This is a genomic window from Nocardia wallacei (assembly GCF_029868745.1).
GTDB classification, from domain to species: domain Bacteria; phylum Actinomycetota; class Actinomycetes; order Mycobacteriales; family Mycobacteriaceae; genus Nocardia; species Nocardia wallacei_B.
The window spans coordinates 1-15,151 of record NZ_JARWOP010000347.1 but is presented as its reverse complement, the minus strand read 5'-3'; the positions used below and the strand labels follow the sequence as shown (position 1 = coordinate 15,151).

Here is a 15,151-nt window from a genome sequence, read left to right as displayed (position 1 = left end):
TTCCCACCCCGCGGGTCCCCCGGGCCCCCCGCCGGGCCCCGGGGGGGGGCCGCGCGCGCGTGCGCCCGGATCCCTTGCCGTTCCGGGAACTTCGCGTGCTGGACCTGACGACGTACTGGGCCGGGCCGTCGTGCACGCATTTCCTCGCCATGCTGGGCGCGGAGGTTGTGCACGTCGAATCCGCCGGACGGCCGGACGGCACCAGGCTGATCGCGGGTGTGCCCGCCTCGGAGGATCAGTGGTGGGAGAAGTCGCCGATCTTCTCCGGGCTCAATACCAACAAGAAGGGCCTGACGGTCGACTTCCGTACCGAGCGCGGACGCGAACTGCTGAAGCGGCTGGCGGCCACCTGCGACGTCGTCGTCGAGAACTACACGCCGCGGGTGCTGGAACAGATCGGACTGGGCTATCCGGCGCTGCGCGAGCTGCGGCCCGACACCATCATGGTCCGGATGCCCGGCTTCGGCCTGGACGGTCCCTGGCGTGACAATCCCGCCTTCGCGTACATCATCGAGGACACCTCCGGGCTGACCTGGCTCACCGGGCATCGGGATCGAAATCCGTTGGAGCCCTACTCGATCGGCGACCCGAACGCCGGGGTGCACGCGTTGAACGCGCTGCTGCTGGCGTTGGAGCACCGGCGGAAAACCGGGCGGGGGGTGCTGGTGGAGGCCGCCATGGTGGACGCCGCCCTCAATGTCGCCGCGGAGCAGGTGATCGAGTACTCCGCCTACGGCGCACTGCTGGAACGCGACGGTAACCGCGGGCCGGAGGCCGCGCCGCAGAACCTGTACCGCGCTGCGGGTTCGGACGAATTCGGCAGGGCGGACTGCTGGGTCGCGATCGCCGTAGCGACGGACGCGCAGTGGCGCGCATTGCGCGAGGCACTCGGCGATCCCTTCTGGGCACTGACGCCAGACCTGTCCTCCGCCGCGGGCCGGCGCCGTCACCATGCGCAGATCGACGAGCATCTCGCCGCATGGTGCGCGACCCGCGACAGTGACGAGATCATCCGAATCCTCTGGCCCGCAGGCGTTCCCGTCGCCAAGGTCATGCAACCCCACCGCCAGGCCGAGCTCCCCCAACTGCACCACCGCGCCTTCTTCGAACCGGTCTCCCACCCGGTCGCCGAAACCGCCAGGCACAGCACCGTCCCCGCCCGCTTCTCCGCAGGCCCCCACCAGTTCCACCGCTCCCCCGCTCCCCTACTCGGCCAGCACAACACCGAATTGCTCACGGGCCTGGGGCTGTCCAAGGCTGAGATCCTGCAACTGGAGAATGACGGCATCATCGGCGGGACTCCGGCAGTCGTCCGCACACCCGTGAAGTCCGAATAGGAACCTGCTCCCGGCCTCACCGGTCACCAACCGCACCCACAAGGCGAAATTCGCCATCCCGACACGATCAGTGTCCGCACAGACCAGAACATCCCACCGGGATCCGGCCTACCCAGAGAGAAGTCTCACCATTTTGCGCGCCGGATTGCCTTCACGTACGAGCAGGTACACCAACGTTCGGCGGCCGACAAGGCATATTCTGCGCCCCGAGCCTCAACCAGATCGAACACTGGCCAGCCTCGTAGTCTCACCGAATGGCTTGCCTTGAGACAACGAAGTGATGGCGGTGAGGCTTACGTCAGCAGCGTTCGCGGTAGATCAAGTACTCACGCAGGCTTTCGGCGAGACCGAAAGGTATGTCGGCAAAAACGACCAGATCTTCGACGCTGGTAAGCGTGTGTCCTCTTGATGCCGCAGCAATCTGCGTGGCCATCTCGGTGGTGACGCCCGGCAATCGAGCAAGCACAGCTTCGGGAACGTTGTTGGCATCGACGAGCCCGCCATCGTCGAAATCACGCGGCAGATCCGGGCGTCCGATCGCGAGCTCGGTCGCCATATTCGGATCGGTGGACAACAGTCGACGTGCCTGTTGCCGACGGGTACGACGCTGCATCGCCGCTTGTACTGCGGGATCGGCCGCTATCGCCGTCTCCGGCGGCGCGGGCGCGAGCGCAGAACGGTGCTGTGGATGCGACTCCGCTATCCGGGTGATAGCCCAGACCACGCGATGACGTACCCACGTAGCGTGCCCCGCTGCGCCGAACATCAGAATCACGAGGGCGATGGCGAAAATCAGGTCACTTCGATCTATCGCCGCGAATACGATCGCGGTGACGACTGCGTACCCGGCCGCGCTCAACGCCAGCGTCCGCGACCGTGCCGCGGCGGCCGCGATGGCGAACAATACGGCGGTCATCAGGCCCAAGCTGAACAGTGGTACGAATATCGCGATCCAGCTACCGGCCACCAGCGTTCGTGATGGGTGGTGGTCGGCGATCCGCGTGGACGACATCTGGAATCCTTCCATCACCCGACGGCTGCCGCCCAGGGTGACACAGACAGTATCGGGATTGGCGCCAATGTGTTTCGTTCACTACGGACCAAGGGCCGCGTTCCTCCGCCACCTCGACGCTTCGCGGTCTGATCCTCGACTCACCACCCATACCGAATTCGTCGCCATATCGTATGCACGGCAGTCTGTCCGCTCTCTGACACACTCATCTCCCCGATGGCCGGGTCCATCCCCCGCTCCCGGCCTAACCGGTCACTGATCGCGTTTACACGGCGAAATCTGCCGCTAGCACGCGATCAGTGTCCGCTCAGGCCGGGCCATCCCGCCGAGGATGATCGCGAATGGCCGATGTCCGCGAATCGTGATGGCCGGGTGGGGCATTCGATCACGTGAATGTGCCCCCTGTCGCGCGAGGCGGGTCGCGGCAGGAGGCACATCAGCCGTATAGACGCTTTAGTGGTGCTCAAACGCTCAGCGGTTGCCGATTTCCATTCGGTGGGTGCGGCGGAACCAGCGTGGGGTGGCCGCGAGCGATGGTGGCTGGGGCAGGCGAGCCATCCACCATCCTGGTCGGGGCGTCAACGGGCGAGAGCCTTTCGATACTCCAATGACGTTGGCGGACAGCGGTTCACGTGTGATGCCAGCGGACGGGCCACTATTTGTCGGCTTGACAGGTTAGAGATTTCTTTCAAGATAAGGCCGGGTCGGCTGAGGCCGGAATTGCGGCCTCGGGCGCGTAGGTCTCCAATGCGCTGATGAGAGTTCGGATGTCGCGGCGGGTGTCGGGGGTGAGTGATGCGGTGCGGGCGACGTCGAGTTCGTTGGCGATGGTGAGGATGGCGAAGTCGGCGAGGTCGGGGCCGGACACGGTGGACGTCTCGCCGGTGAAGCGGTCGGCGAGGGGAACCTGCGGTGCGCCGAGGCGCGGGTAGGTCTTGTTCCGGTCGCAGGCACCGTAGCGGTAGACGAGAGCTTCGGCCTCGTCACCGATTGCGGACCGCAGGCGGGTGCGCTGATCGAGCGGCAGCAGTGCGTGCGGGAAGCCGTCGGTGCCGTAGGCGGCGTGACAGAGGGCGGCCAGGCGGACACGCCGGTTCGCGCCCCAGGTCGTGACGAGCCGACTCACCCGCTGAAGGTGGTCCAGCAGCTTGCCGCCAGGGTGATCGATGTGTCCCGCGCCGAGGTCGCGCAGCAGTGCCAGCGCCGGCCAGTCGGCGGTCACGGCGGCGATGGTCTCGGCCAGGGCGACCGGTTGCTCGCGTGCGATGAGGTGTCCGGCCTCTGGGATGTGGGCCACGGTGGTCTGCGGGGCCAGTTCCGACAACCGGTCGACGTCGTCGTCAATGACCGGCGACCCCGCACCGCCGCGGACGAGCAGGACGGGCCGCCCGAACTCCGCCATGGCCCGCCGCAGCGATCCCACGTGCGCGAGGGCATCATCGGTGAACTCGGGATTCGCGGGCAGCCCACGGATACTGGCGAGGAAGCGGCGAACACGATGGGGATCGAGGTCGGGCACGCAATCCACCAGCACCAGCCCCGCGACCCGCGCCCGCACCGCCGGATCACCCACGGCAGCCATCGCGGCGAGCCCGCCCAGGGACGCGCCGACGACCACGCACCCCGGCGGCTCGGCATCGAGCATGGCAGCGACGTCGTCCGCGTAGGGGGCGAGCGCCCGCAGCTCGCCGTCGCTGTCACCGTGACCGCGTTGATCGAAGGCCACGCAGCGGCATCCGGCATCGATGAGGACGTCGATGACGGGCCGCCATACCCGGCGGCGTTCACCACCAGCGTGAAGTAGCAGGTAGGTCGGCCCTACGCCGGCCTCCTCCCCGGACAGGACTGCCCCGGGGCGGGCGAGTCGCCGTGCGCGCGGAGCGGTGAGGTCGATCATGGTGATTCCTCCACTACCTTGACAGTTCAACGTAAGAGGGTAAGGAGACCGCCTTGACCTGTCAAGGTAGAGTCGCCCGCATGACACATGCGCGTGTGCGCCGCACGCCCGACGAGGCACGCCGCCTGATCTTGGAGGCGGCCGAGACGCTCCTGGTCGAGGGCGGTCCGGCCGCCGTACAGGTCCGAGCCGTCGCCACCCGCGTCGGCATGACCGATGCGGGGGTCAACCATCACTTCGGCACGCGGGAGGGATTGCTGCAAGCGCTGCTACGGCACGGCGGCAGGAAGATTCGCCAGGGAGTGCAGGAGGTGTTGTCCTCCTGGCTCGACCACGGTGCCGATCTCGGCGAACTGGTCGACGTCTTGGCAGAGTTCTACCACCGTGGTTACGGCGAACTGGGCGTAGCGCTGCACGCCGCCGGGTGGCGCGACGAGCGGGCCGGGATGCTCGACCCGGTCGTCGAGGCACTCCACGCCCTGCGACCCGACCCGGCCGGCACCCCGATAGACGACACCCGGCTCGCCGTCGCCGCCCTCCACCAAGCCCTCGCCACCGAGTCCGTGTATGGTCCGGCGTTCCGTCGCAGCGCAGGTCTCACCGGCCGGAAAGCCACCGGCCACGATCCCCAGATCCGCTGGTGGACAACCTATCTCGCCCGCGCCCTCGGAATGCGGTAGCGCCTTCAGTCGAACACGACCCGCGTAGTCGACCCGCGCACGAACGACTCGATCAACGCCGCGTGAACGTTTGGCTCCCAATCGATTCCGAGATCGGCTTCCAGATGCCGCGCGGACTCGTATGCCCTGGACCAGGTTCGATACTTGTGCAATCCGTGCCCGGCGATGCCGACGACGGTTCGCACACGGTCGGGATGCTGTAGCGCGTAGCGCACCGCCAAGTCCGAACCCCAAGAATGGCCCAGCACCCGCCCTGAGACCGTCCGACACCCCGTGGTTCGGGATACCAGGGCCGGAACCCGCGAGGCGCCAGCGCATCATGCTCCAGGTAATGCACGTAACCCGGTCCACCGGACAAGACGACAACATCCGGGCCGTCCCCTGTGACACCGACATGAAGCAGAACCCGATCATCGGCCGACACCGTCATCGACTGCACTCGGCCTCCAGGAATCAGGTTGTCCACGAATACATCCGACCATGTCGTCATCGATGGCGAGCCGGACCACCCAAGCGGTTCGCGCACCGTGGCAGACGTACCGTTCGGCCTCTTCACCAACTGGCGCCTGCGTTCGGGGGCCGTTCAGTGCTGAATCAGCCCGCTGACCGGAGTAGACGTGACATGACCGGTTGCCGGGAGGGTTCGAGCCAGGGTCAGGCCGGTTTCGACGAGCGATGATCGGCGTAGGGACGCCACCTCGGGGATCGGAGTCCAGGTCGGGTCGACAGTCGATCCGTTCGGTTCGGCTCTGAGCCGGCCGCCGGTGACGCGGACGCTGTAGAAGATTCCGACGTTCTGATGGTCGACTCCCGCATGGGCGACGGCTGCGGGAACGACCCTCGAATCCACGCCCAGCAGGCGTTCGACGACCCCGTCGTAGCCGGTCTCCTCGAAAAGCTCCCGGGTCACTGTGTCGAAAGGATCCTCCGCGTGCTCCACGGCACCACCCGGAAGCGTCCAGGTCGTGTCGCCGCTCTGCGCCACATGGCGACAAAGCAACACCCGACCCTGGTCGAAGCAGACACCATATGCCGCGATTCTGAAGCTCACCCGATGAACCTAGATCGACCGCGCCGATGAATTTCGGGTGGTGCCCTCGTCGTAGTTCGGGAGAGACAGGAGTCCGGCATGGCGGTGATCGAGGACGTCAGTTCGCTGGGGACCGAGTTGGAGCGGTCGTATCCAGTCTATGTCCGTGGCAGGTTGAAGTTCCGCGTCAAGCAGATCGTGTACGTGGCGTTCTCTCTCGACGAGACCGTGATGGGCTTCGCGTTCCCCAAGGAGGAGCGCGCGGCGCTCGTCGCCGGCGAGCCGCACAAGTTCCAGCTGCCGTCGGCGTCGGATATGCGCTTCAACTGGATTCACGCCGACCTCGCGGCCTTGGACCCGACCGAGGCGCGAGAGCTCGTCGTCGACGCCTGGCGCATGGTCGTCCCCCAAAAGCTCTCGCGCGCTTATGATCTCGCTCGTCCTCACGGGGTCTGAGGCTCAGACCCGAATGTACTTCAAGAGAAGTCTGCGGCGGTGAGACCGTCGGCGTGTCCGGAAGGCCACTCCACCAACTCGATTCGGTAGCCGTCCGGGTCGGTGAGCCACGACGTCATCGGGCCGCTGGGCCCACCCGGGTGCTGGACAGGTCCTGGCTCTAGACCGGCTACGGTCAGCCGTTCCACGGTGGCGGCGAGGGCGTCCACTTGTATTGCGAGGTGGTCGACGCCGCTGCCCCCGTCGACGGGACCGCCACCGGGTTGGTGGACCAGTTCGAGCGATGCCGCCGGTTCGCCCGGGAACTTCAGGATCACGAGGCGACTCCCGCCGCCGCCATCGACCCTGCCCAGCTCGGCGTAACCCAGCACGGTGTAGAAATCGAGCGAGCGGTCCAGGTCTGTCACGCGGAAGGCGACGAAAAGCGTCTTCACGCAACCTCCTCGGGTCGGCGCACGCGGTAGCGGAGGTGCGTGACATCTCGGTCCTCGAGCCGACGGACCAGCTCGAGTTCGATGCGATCGCCACCGAGATGGTCGAAGAGCCGACGGCCCTCCCCCAGAAGAACCGGAACCAGATGAATCTCCATCTCATCGATGTGCCCGGCTCGAAGGAGCGCTTGGGCCGCGCCCGCTCCATGGACCATGACCGGCCGCTCCCCGGCGGCCTCGCGAGCCCGACGAGCGCAATCCTCGACATCGGTGACGAATCGCGCGTGGCCCGGCGGCACGTCATCGTCGTCCACATGCCGAGTGAGGACGAAGATCGGCACCCCGTCGTGATGATCACCCTGCCAACGCCCGGCGAGGTCGAAAGTCCGACGTCCGGAGATCACCGCCCCGGTCGCCAGCGCCTCCCGATAAACCTGTCCGCTCGGACCCTCGGATTCCCGATCATCCAGCCAATTGAAAAGGCGTCCACCACCACGCCCGAGTTCCTGCCCCGGCCGATCGTCCGGCCCGGCAATGTAACCGTCGACCGACATCGACATGTACAGCCGAATCGGACCGCTCGTTCCCGTCATCGCTCAAACACTAACCAGCCCACACGGGGCGCGAATCGGTAAGGTCACCAGTCGCGTAGATATCTACGGCCTAGGCATGCGAGTGGGGCCGACCCAGGTAACGGGATAACCGCTACGCGACGCCGTAGCGCCGAACTCCCCTGTGTCATCTGGCATTTCGCGACGCCCAAGTCGATGTTAAGACGATCGCAAGTCTGCGCCGCTGTCATTGTCGGCACCTAGGTATAACCCAGACAGGAGTTGACACAACGTGAATCAACGAGCGAGCACGGCCGTCGGGATTGCGGCGATCGGAGTCGTGGCGGTGGGGCTGCTGGCGACGCGGGCCGGCGCCGATCCGGGGCCGGAGGTCGAGACGCTCGCGCCCGGGGTCTGGTGTACGGCAATGGTGTGCCGCAATGACACCGATCAGACCCAGCGCATCGACTGGGAAGCGATCTGCCACAACCCCGGAGCGACGCAGGAGTGGGTCACGGTTCCAGGGCAGCGGACCTGGGTGGGACCGCACAACTGGGCGGGCATGCGCGCGGACTGCCCCGTCGAGCAGGAACCGGGCAAATGGGTGCAGGACCCGCCCTACTACACGGGGAATTACAGCGATAGTCCCGGCTACCTCGTCTACCCCCAGCCGCGCTGGGAATCCGGCGACATCCATAGGGGTGCGGTTCTGGATGCGCGGTACACCGGTGCGGTTCCGGACAATTCGCAGCCTCCCGCGCCCTCGCCGCTGCAAGCTCTCCTGGGTCTCCCCAGCGGGTCGGCCGGCTGAACGAGTCTCTCGGCGAACGCCGGCGCGACCAGGCGGCGGCTACAGGACGAGCATGGCGGCAGCGACGTGGTCGGACGTGTTGTGGCGCAATGCCGTACCCATCTCGTCGAGCACAAGCAGTCGCGCCCTGGGGATTTCGGCGGAGAGAGCCGCACCGTTGCCGACCGGGAAGAACGGGTCGGCGCGACCGTGCACCACGAGCGTGGGCACGTCGAGTTCACCGAGCCTTCCCCGCCAGCGCGGGGCGCAGTCGATGCGGGAGAACACCATCCCGAGCTGATTCGCTTGGTGCACAGCGGGATCGTTCGACGGCGTCCGGTCCCAGATCCGGGCGGCGGTCGCCCGCGCCTCCGCCGGATCGTTGCCCAGCAACTCGGCGCCCTCGGCGGCGAACGCCGCGACAGCGTCCCGGTCGGTCCAGTCCGGCAGCGCGTGAGAGAACAGCGAACCCATGACCGCGGAGTCGTGGTCCGGCAGATCCTCGTCCACCGGGCCCGGCGCCACCGGTCGCGTGCCGACGAGGGTCAGCGCGGAGAACACATCCGGGTGGTCCAGCGCCGCGACCTGAGCGACCATGCCACCGACGCCGACTCCACCGAGATGCGCGGTCCCGGCGCCGAGCACCTCGACCAGCGCAGCCGCGTCGGCGACGAGATCCCGCAGGTCGTAGGCCGGATTTTCCGGGTCGAGGGTCGTCGACGCACCACAGTCACGCAGGTCGTAGCGCACCACGCGCCGCCCGCCCGCCGCGAGCCGCTCGCACAGCGCGTCGGGCCAGGACAGCATCGTCGTCCCGCCGACCAGCAGGATCAGCGGATCCTCCGCGCCGCCGAAGCTTTCGACACCCAGATCCACACCGTTCGCCCGCACCGAAGTGCTCGATCGAGACGGTCTCGCCATATCCGGACTCCTATCCGTCGATCTACCCAGTCGTATCGACGGAAGTTTCAGCCGAAAGTCATCGGTCCAGCCATCTCAGTCCAGCAGGGCGCGCAGGGCGAGGCTGCCGATCCGGCGTAGTTCGGCGCGGCTGCGGCCGGCAGCGGCCTGGACGGCGATGCCGTCGGAGACGGTATGGACGAGTGCGGCCAGGGTGGCCGGTTCGTGACGGGAGGGTAGGTCGGTGGCCTGCTCGAGTCGCTTGCGCAGGGCGACCTCGCCGGCTTTGCGTGCCGCGACGGCTTCTCGGTGCGCGGCGTGCGCCTCGGGTCCGGAGGCTTGAACGGTTTTGACGCACAGGCATCCGTGGGGCGTGCCCTCGCCGGCGGTCAGATCGATAGCGCCGTGGATCAGCCGCTCGATGACTTCGCGGCCGGTGTCGGCGTTCAGTGCCTCGTCGACGTAGGCGCCCGGGCCGCCGAGGTAGCGGGCGAGAACCTTGCCGAACAGTTCCTCCTTGTTGCCGAAGGCGGCGTAGAGGCTGGGCTTGTTGATACCCATCGCGGTCGTCAGGTCCGTCAGCGAGGTGCCCTCGTAGCCCTGCCGCCAGAACGCCTCCAGCGCGCGATCCAGTGCGGCGTCGACATCGAACGAGCGTGGGCGTCCGCCGGGCATGTCGTCCTCCGTACTCTCCTCGGGTTTTTTACCTATCGGTACATTACCTCTTGCGCCAGAGCGTCGCGCCCCTCTAGTTTCATACCTAACGGTACACAACTAGGAGACCGCACATGATCCGAGTCGGAGTCGTCGGGGCGAGCGGTTGGGCGGACGGCTCACACTTGCCCGCGCTCACCGCGCTCGAGCAGTTCGAGGTGACCGCGGTGGCGACCACCAACCAGGCCAGCGCGGACCGCGCGGCCGCCGCGCATGGTGTACGGCATGCCTTCGCGGACTCGCGCGCACTCGTCGCGCACCCCGAGGTCGACATGGTCGTCGTCTCGGTGCGGGCCTCCGGGCATGCCGCCGTGATCAGGGCAGCGCTCGACGCCGGCAAGCATGTCGTATCGGAGTGGCCGCTGGGCATCGATGCCGAGGAAGCCGGTGAGCTGACCGAGGCTGCCTCCGCCGCCGGTGTGGTGCACGCGGTCATTCTCCAAGGCCGGCATTCCCCGAACGCCCGCTTCGTCGCGGACCTGTTGGCCGGAGGCCGGATCGGCACGCTCGAGTCGGTCGTGCTGACGGCCGAAGGCGCGCCTTTCGGGGGCAGCAGCATATGGCCGGACCTGGCGTTCGCGCTGGATCCTTCGGAGGGGACCGACATCCTGACCATCATGGCCGGTCAATTCTTGTCCGCGCTCGAACGCGTCGCGGGCCCTGTGATCGAGGTCAGCGCGCGGTTACCCCGCACGCACGACCGTGTGCTGGTCGCCGGAACGGAGCGGACGGCGCCCAACGCCACGCCCGATCACGTACTGCTGCACGGGATGCTGGCCGGCGGCGCGGCCGCCGTCGTCGTCGTGCACGGCGGGACCAGCCCAGCGCGGGACGGATTCCTCCTGAAGCTCGTCGGTAGCGACGCGACATTGACCGCTACCCCGACTCGGCCCGAGGAATACATTCACTGGGGCGACTGGAACATCCGGATCGGCGACGAGCTCCTGACCGTTCCCGACGCGTATCGCACCGTGCCCGCCGGCGTGCGATCCGGCATTCCTGCCAACATCGCGGCCCTCTATCAGGAAGTCGCCCAAGCCATTACCGAAGGCAGGCAACCCGATCCGAGCTTCGAGACAGCGTTGCGCCACCACCGACTCCTCGCCGCCATCGAAGAATCGGCGGCCGACGGAACTGCACGCCACATCGCGCAGTGAACACACGGCGCGGCCGAGATGCGGATCAGGATGTGCTGGCGGGCATTGTCTCCCAGCCGCGGACGGTGGACGTGGGTGACAGTTTGGCGTTGTCCAGGTCCACCTCCCAGCGCGGGAAGCGGGACAGGATCTCCTCCAAGGCGATTCGGCCCTCGAGCCTGGCCAGGGCGGAGCCCAGGCAGTAGTGCGTGCCCACGCTGAAGGTCAGGTGCTGGCGAGTGTCGCGGTGAATGTCGAAGACGTCGCCGTCGGGCGGGAACTGGCGTTCGTCGCGGTTGGCGGCGCCGATGAGCAGCATCAGGGCGCTGCCCTGCGGCACCGTGCGGCCGTGGATCTCGACGTCGCGGGTCACATAGCGCGCGACATGCGGTGCGGGCGGCTCGAATCGGAGTAGTTCCTCGACCGCGTTGGGAATGAGCCGTGGGTTCTCGACCAATTCGGCCCGTTGGTCGGGATGCTCGGCGAGTACCTTGCCCGCCCAGCCGATCAGCCGCGTGGTGGTTTCATTGCCCGCGCCGGACACGACGTTCACGTAGGTCAGCAGTTCGTCGCGGGACAGCCGCCGCACCGTACCCGTCTCGTCCTCGAACTCGACATTGAGCAGTTCGGTCATGATGTCGTCGGAGGGGTGCTCGGCCCGCCAATCGATGTAGGCGCCGAAGATGTCGCCGCCGACGAGGCCCTCCTCGGCGGCCTTCATCGGCTTGCCCTCCTCGGTGCGCATCTGCTCGTTCGCGAAGTCGCGGATGGCTTCCTGATCCTCTTCCGGGATGCCGAGCAGCATGCCGATGGTGCGCATCGGCATCTGCGCGCCGATGTCGGCGATGAAGTCCAGCCGCCCCGTGCCCACGTGTGGGTCCAGGCTGCGGGCACAGAACTCCCGGATCTTGCCCTCGAGTTCGCGAATCTTGCGCGGAGTGAACATGCGCGACAACAGTTTCCGGTGAATGTCGTGGATCGGCGGATCCTCGAAGATCAGTACGCCGGGCGGCATCGTGATGTCGGCCTTGATCAGCTCGATGATCGCGCCGCGCGCGGAGCTGTAGGTCTTGTGGTCCAGCAGCGCGGCATTGACGTCCTGCCAGCGGCTCAACGCGTAGAAGTCGTGCTGCTCGTTGTAGTAGACGGGCAGTTCGTCGCGAATCCGCTTGAACATCGGGTAGGGATCGGCATTGAGCCGGACGTCGTACGGGTCGTAGTAGACGTCGCTGGTCGCGCTGGTGGTCACAGAGATTCACCTCTCGCAGAACTACATCTCGGTTCGCGGACGGGATTCAGCCGACACCGAGCCTCGGGGTAAGTGATCTCAGTGTAAATGCAACAATACCTTGCGGCAACTAACCTTCTCCTGCAAAGAGAGTGTCATTCTCGACGCGGTTCGGAGAGAACGGCCCGCCGCACAGACTGTCCGGCGAACGCGACCACGACCGCGACGACGCCGCCCGCTCCCAGGAAGGCGCCGGTGTAACCCAGGCCGCCGAGGGACCAGCCGAAGACGACGGCACCGAGCCCCAGCCCGCCGTCGTAGGCGATGTTCCAGATCGTGCTCGCCGCGCCGCTGCGCCCCTCGCCCAGCCGGCACAGTGTCAGCACGAACGAATCGTTCTGGCACGCACCGAATCCCGCGCCCAGCAGCGTCGCCCCGACGATCGACAGCACCGGCGCACTCGGGGCTGCCGCGACGAACGCCAGCCCGGCCGCGCAACTCAGCACCGAACCTCGCAGCAACCGACCCGGGCCGTATCGATCGCCGATCACTCCGGCACCGAGCCGCGCGAACACCAGGGCGACGGACGCCGCGAGCAACGCCCACGCCGCGATCCCCGCCTCCGGCAGTTCCACCGGCAGGAAGGTCGTCACCGCACCGAACGATGCCGCCGTCGCCACGAACAGCACGACCGGCGTGGCGATGGCGCGCCCGTCGGCCACCGATCCGGCCCGGAAGACCGCGCGCTGCCCGCCGGGCAACAGCGGGGCCAGCGCCGCACCGGCCAGGCAGGCGACCGCTGCCGCCCCGAATACCACTGGGAAGCCCCAGCTTCGAGCGATCCAGACGCCGCCGGCGAGCGCACCCAGATTGGGCAGCGCGGCGGCTACGCCGTACAACGAGGCCGACGACGACAGCTTCCCGCCGGGCGCCAGATCCGCGACGAGCGTCGCCCCGGCGGTCACCACGAGCGCGAATCCAATGCCGCGCACGGCCGTGATCGCCGTGATCGGCGCGAGGTCCGTGGAGAGCAGATACAGCGGCGTCGGCGCGCCGAGCAGCGCTGCCCCTGCGACGATCATGGTCCGCAGCGTGCAGAGCCGGAACAGCCACGGCACGGCCAGCTGGGTGGCGACGGTCGCGGCCATCATGACGCCGGTCGTGCCTCCTACCGCCGTGCCCGTCGCGCCGCCTGACGCGGCCCACAGCGGGACCACCGGCAGCAGCGCGGCGTAATCGACGAAGGCGAGAAAGGTCACCACCAGCAACACGAGCACAGGTCCAGCCTCTCGGCGGACTCGGTATTCTGTCCAACGATGAGTATCGATACCAGCGATCACGGATTGCGATAGCCCATGGATACCCGGCTCCTTCGCAGCTTCCTTGCCGTCGCGCGGTCGGAAAGTTTCACCGGCGCGGCCGCCGAACTCGGTTTCACCCAGTCGACGGTGACCGGTCACGTGCAGAAGTTGGAGCGGCAGCTGGGCAGCCGGTTGCTCGACCGGCTGCCGACGCGCGTGGTCGTGACCGACGTCGGCGCACGGCTGATCGAGCGCGCGGAGGAAGTCCTCGCGGCGGAGGATCGACTCCGGGCAATCGCGCTGGGCGGCAAGGGTTCTCGCCCGTCCGGCACGGTCCGGATCATCGCGCCGGAATCGTTGTGCACCTACCGTCTTCCCGGCGTGGTCCGTGCGGTGCGAGAGCGGGAGCCGGACGTGCGGATCCGGCTGAGCCCCGGCGGCGTCGGCGACGCCTTGGACGCGGTGCGCCGCGGCACTGCCGACCTCGCCCTGACCATGGAGCCGCGGCCGCCGCTCACCCATCTCGCGCTCGAGCGGGTCGGCACGGAGCCGTTGCTCCTGCTCGATCACAGCGAGCGTGCCGGCGCCCCGGTGACGTGGGCCGACCTGGCCGCCCGCGACGCCCTGCTCATCGAGGAGGGCTGCGGCTACAGCGACGATGTGGCGGCCCAGCTCGCCGCGGCGGGCACGACCGCCGGACGCCACTCCCGCTTCGGCAGCATCGAGGCCATCAAGCGTTGCGCGGCAGTCGGTCTGGGCTGGACCGCCCTCCCCGCGATCAGCGCCGAGTCCGAAATCCGCGCCGGCACATTGACCGTCCTCGACGGCCCCGCCCTCCCCCACTGCGCCATCCACCTGGTAACCCACCCGCGCCGCCACCACAGCCCCGCGCTGCACGTCGTGCTCGCGGAACTACGCCGGGCCTGGAACGGTGATGTCTTGTCTCCCAACGGTTCCGACTGCGCCGACGCGTGATACACCCTCTGTGCGGTATCGCCGGAGACCGATGATCCAGGAATCGTCGGCGGGCACGCGCATCTATTCTTTTCCGACATCGCTGGTGTGGTTGTCCGGCCGATGTGCGCCGCGCTGCCGGATGCCGTACACGGCCGCTCCGGCCGCCAGCACCGCCGCGCCGGTTGTCACCGAGGTCAGCGGCAGCGTGAAAGCCAGTGCGAGGCAACCGATCAGGCCCAGGATCGGTATGGCGCGCGGCGGGCGGCCCTCGGCGGGGGTGAGGGTGTACGCGGAGGCGTTGGCTACGGCGTAGTAGAGCAGGACGGCGAACGAGGAGAATCCGATCGCCGCGCGCACGTCGGCTACGGCGGCCACCGCGGCGACGATCACCCCGACGGCGAGTTCGGCGCGGTGCGGCACGCCGAAGCGGGGATGGACCGCCGCCAAGGGGTGCGGCAGGTGGCGATCGCGGGCCATGGCCAGGGTCGTGCGGGAGACACCGAGGATCAGCGCCAGCAGTGCGCCCAGCGCCGCGACCGCGGCGCCGCGCCCCCCCCCCCCCCCCCACCACACCCAAACCGCGGCCGGGACCACCCCCCCCACCCGCCCCGCCGTGCGCGCCCGTACACGTCGGTCCCGCCCGAGGCCGGGTAGCGCGCGGCCAGCCGCGCCGACGAGGGGGCGTTGCAATACGCGACCGCCGCCGCGACGGCCAAGCCGATCAACAGGCC

Annotated in this window: 17 protein-coding genes; 6 read left to right on the top strand and 11 right to left on the bottom strand. The window is 67.9% G+C overall.

All coding sequences use genetic code 11. The features are described from left to right. Positions 1-1,337, top strand: a 1,337-nt coding sequence (locus tag QH470_RS32325; RefSeq protein WP_280276173.1) for a CaiB/BaiF CoA transferase family protein, incomplete at its 5' end; no start/stop codon positions are given. Between the two features lie 298 nt (positions 1,338-1,635). Here the strand turns inward: QH470_RS32325 and QH470_RS32320 are convergent. Next, positions 1,636-2,349: a hypothetical protein gene (locus QH470_RS32320; protein WP_280276172.1), complete on the bottom strand. Its 714-nt coding sequence runs from the start codon at positions 2,347-2,349 to the stop codon at positions 1,636-1,638. Positions 2,350-3,037: 688 nt separating this feature from the next. Next, the gene (locus QH470_RS32315; RefSeq protein WP_280276171.1) at positions 3,038-4,246 is read right to left on the bottom strand and encodes an alpha/beta fold hydrolase; all 1,209 of its coding nucleotides are present in this window, start codon (positions 4,244-4,246) and stop codon (positions 3,038-3,040) included. 80 nt (positions 4,247-4,326) lie between these two features. Here QH470_RS32315 and QH470_RS32310 point away from each other — a divergent pair, with 80 nt between their 5' ends. Next, complete coding sequence (locus tag QH470_RS32310; protein ID WP_280276170.1) at positions 4,327-4,926, top strand: TetR/AcrR family transcriptional regulator; 600 nt, start codon at positions 4,327-4,329, stop codon at positions 4,924-4,926. Positions 4,927-4,931: 5 nt separating this feature from the next. Here the strand turns inward: QH470_RS32310 and QH470_RS32305 are convergent, their stop codons facing one another. Beyond that, complete coding sequence (locus QH470_RS32305) at positions 4,932-5,141, bottom strand: hypothetical protein (protein WP_280276174.1); 210 nt, start codon at positions 5,139-5,141, stop codon at positions 4,932-4,934. Positions 5,142-5,509: 368 nt separating this feature from the next. Beyond that, entirely contained in the window at positions 5,510-5,977 is a 468-nt protein-coding gene (locus QH470_RS32300) for an NUDIX hydrolase (protein WP_280276169.1), read from the bottom strand. 78 nt (positions 5,978-6,055) lie between these two features. On the opposite strand from QH470_RS32300, the gene QH470_RS32295 reads away from it, so the two are divergent. Then, positions 6,056-6,412 carry an MmcQ/YjbR family DNA-binding protein gene (locus tag QH470_RS32295; RefSeq protein WP_280276168.1) on the top strand — a complete coding sequence of 119 codons (357 nt, stop codon included), beginning with the start codon at positions 6,056-6,058 and terminating at the stop codon, positions 6,410-6,412. Positions 6,413-6,432: 20 nt separating this feature from the next. Here QH470_RS32295 and QH470_RS32290 read toward each other — a convergent pair whose 3' ends face one another. Both QH470_RS32290 and QH470_RS32285 read right to left on the bottom strand, forming a co-directional pair. Beyond that, the gene (locus tag QH470_RS32290; protein ID WP_280276167.1) at positions 6,433-6,846 is read right to left on the bottom strand and encodes a VOC family protein; all 414 of its coding nucleotides are present in this window, start codon (positions 6,844-6,846) and stop codon (positions 6,433-6,435) included. After that, on the bottom strand, positions 6,843-7,436 hold the full coding sequence (locus QH470_RS32285; protein ID WP_280276166.1) for a dihydrofolate reductase family protein: 594 nt from the start codon (positions 7,434-7,436) through the stop codon (positions 6,843-6,845). The genes QH470_RS32290 and QH470_RS32285 overlap by 4 nt, the downstream gene beginning before the upstream one ends. A gap of 250 nt (positions 7,437-7,686) precedes the next feature. Between QH470_RS32285 and QH470_RS32280 the strand changes: the two genes are divergently transcribed. Beyond that, the gene (locus QH470_RS32280; RefSeq protein ID WP_280276165.1) at positions 7,687-8,205 is read left to right on the top strand and encodes a hypothetical protein; all 519 of its coding nucleotides are present in this window, start codon (positions 7,687-7,689) and stop codon (positions 8,203-8,205) included. Between the two features lie 39 nt (positions 8,206-8,244). Here QH470_RS32280 and QH470_RS32275 read toward each other — a convergent pair whose 3' ends face one another. Together QH470_RS32275 and QH470_RS32270 are read right to left on the bottom strand one after the other, a co-directional pair. Continuing rightward, on the bottom strand, positions 8,245-9,105 hold the full coding sequence (locus QH470_RS32275; protein ID WP_280276164.1) for an alpha/beta fold hydrolase: 861 nt from the start codon (positions 9,103-9,105) through the stop codon (positions 8,245-8,247). 75 nt (positions 9,106-9,180) lie between these two features. Then, entirely contained in the window at positions 9,181-9,759 is a 579-nt protein-coding gene (locus tag QH470_RS32270; RefSeq protein WP_280276163.1) for a TetR/AcrR family transcriptional regulator, read from the bottom strand. 113 nt (positions 9,760-9,872) lie between these two features. Between QH470_RS32270 and QH470_RS32265 the strand changes: the two genes are divergently transcribed. Beyond that, on the top strand, positions 9,873-10,955 hold the full coding sequence (locus QH470_RS32265; protein WP_280276162.1) for a Gfo/Idh/MocA family protein: 1,083 nt from the start codon (positions 9,873-9,875) through the stop codon (positions 10,953-10,955). A 25-nt stretch (positions 10,956-10,980) separates the two neighbouring features. Here the strand turns inward: QH470_RS32265 and QH470_RS32260 are convergent, their stop codons facing one another. Both QH470_RS32260 and QH470_RS32255 read right to left on the bottom strand, forming a co-directional pair. Beyond that, complete coding sequence (locus QH470_RS32260) at positions 10,981-12,183, bottom strand: cytochrome P450 (RefSeq protein WP_280276161.1); 1,203 nt, start codon at positions 12,181-12,183, stop codon at positions 10,981-10,983. Between the two features lie 134 nt (positions 12,184-12,317). After that, positions 12,318-13,439, bottom strand: a complete 1,122-nt coding sequence (locus QH470_RS32255; protein ID WP_280276160.1) for an MFS transporter — start codon at positions 13,437-13,439, stop codon at positions 12,318-12,320. 78 nt (positions 13,440-13,517) lie between these two features. Here QH470_RS32255 and QH470_RS32250 point away from each other — a divergent pair, with 78 nt between their 5' ends. Next, positions 13,518-14,438, top strand: a complete 921-nt coding sequence (locus QH470_RS32250; protein WP_280276159.1) for a LysR family transcriptional regulator — start codon at positions 13,518-13,520, stop codon at positions 14,436-14,438. Positions 14,439-14,501: 63 nt separating this feature from the next. On the opposite strand, the gene QH470_RS32245 is transcribed toward QH470_RS32250, so the two are convergent. Then, the coding region (locus QH470_RS32245; protein WP_280276158.1) for an amino acid permease at positions 14,502-15,151 on the bottom strand (650 nt) is incomplete at its 5' end.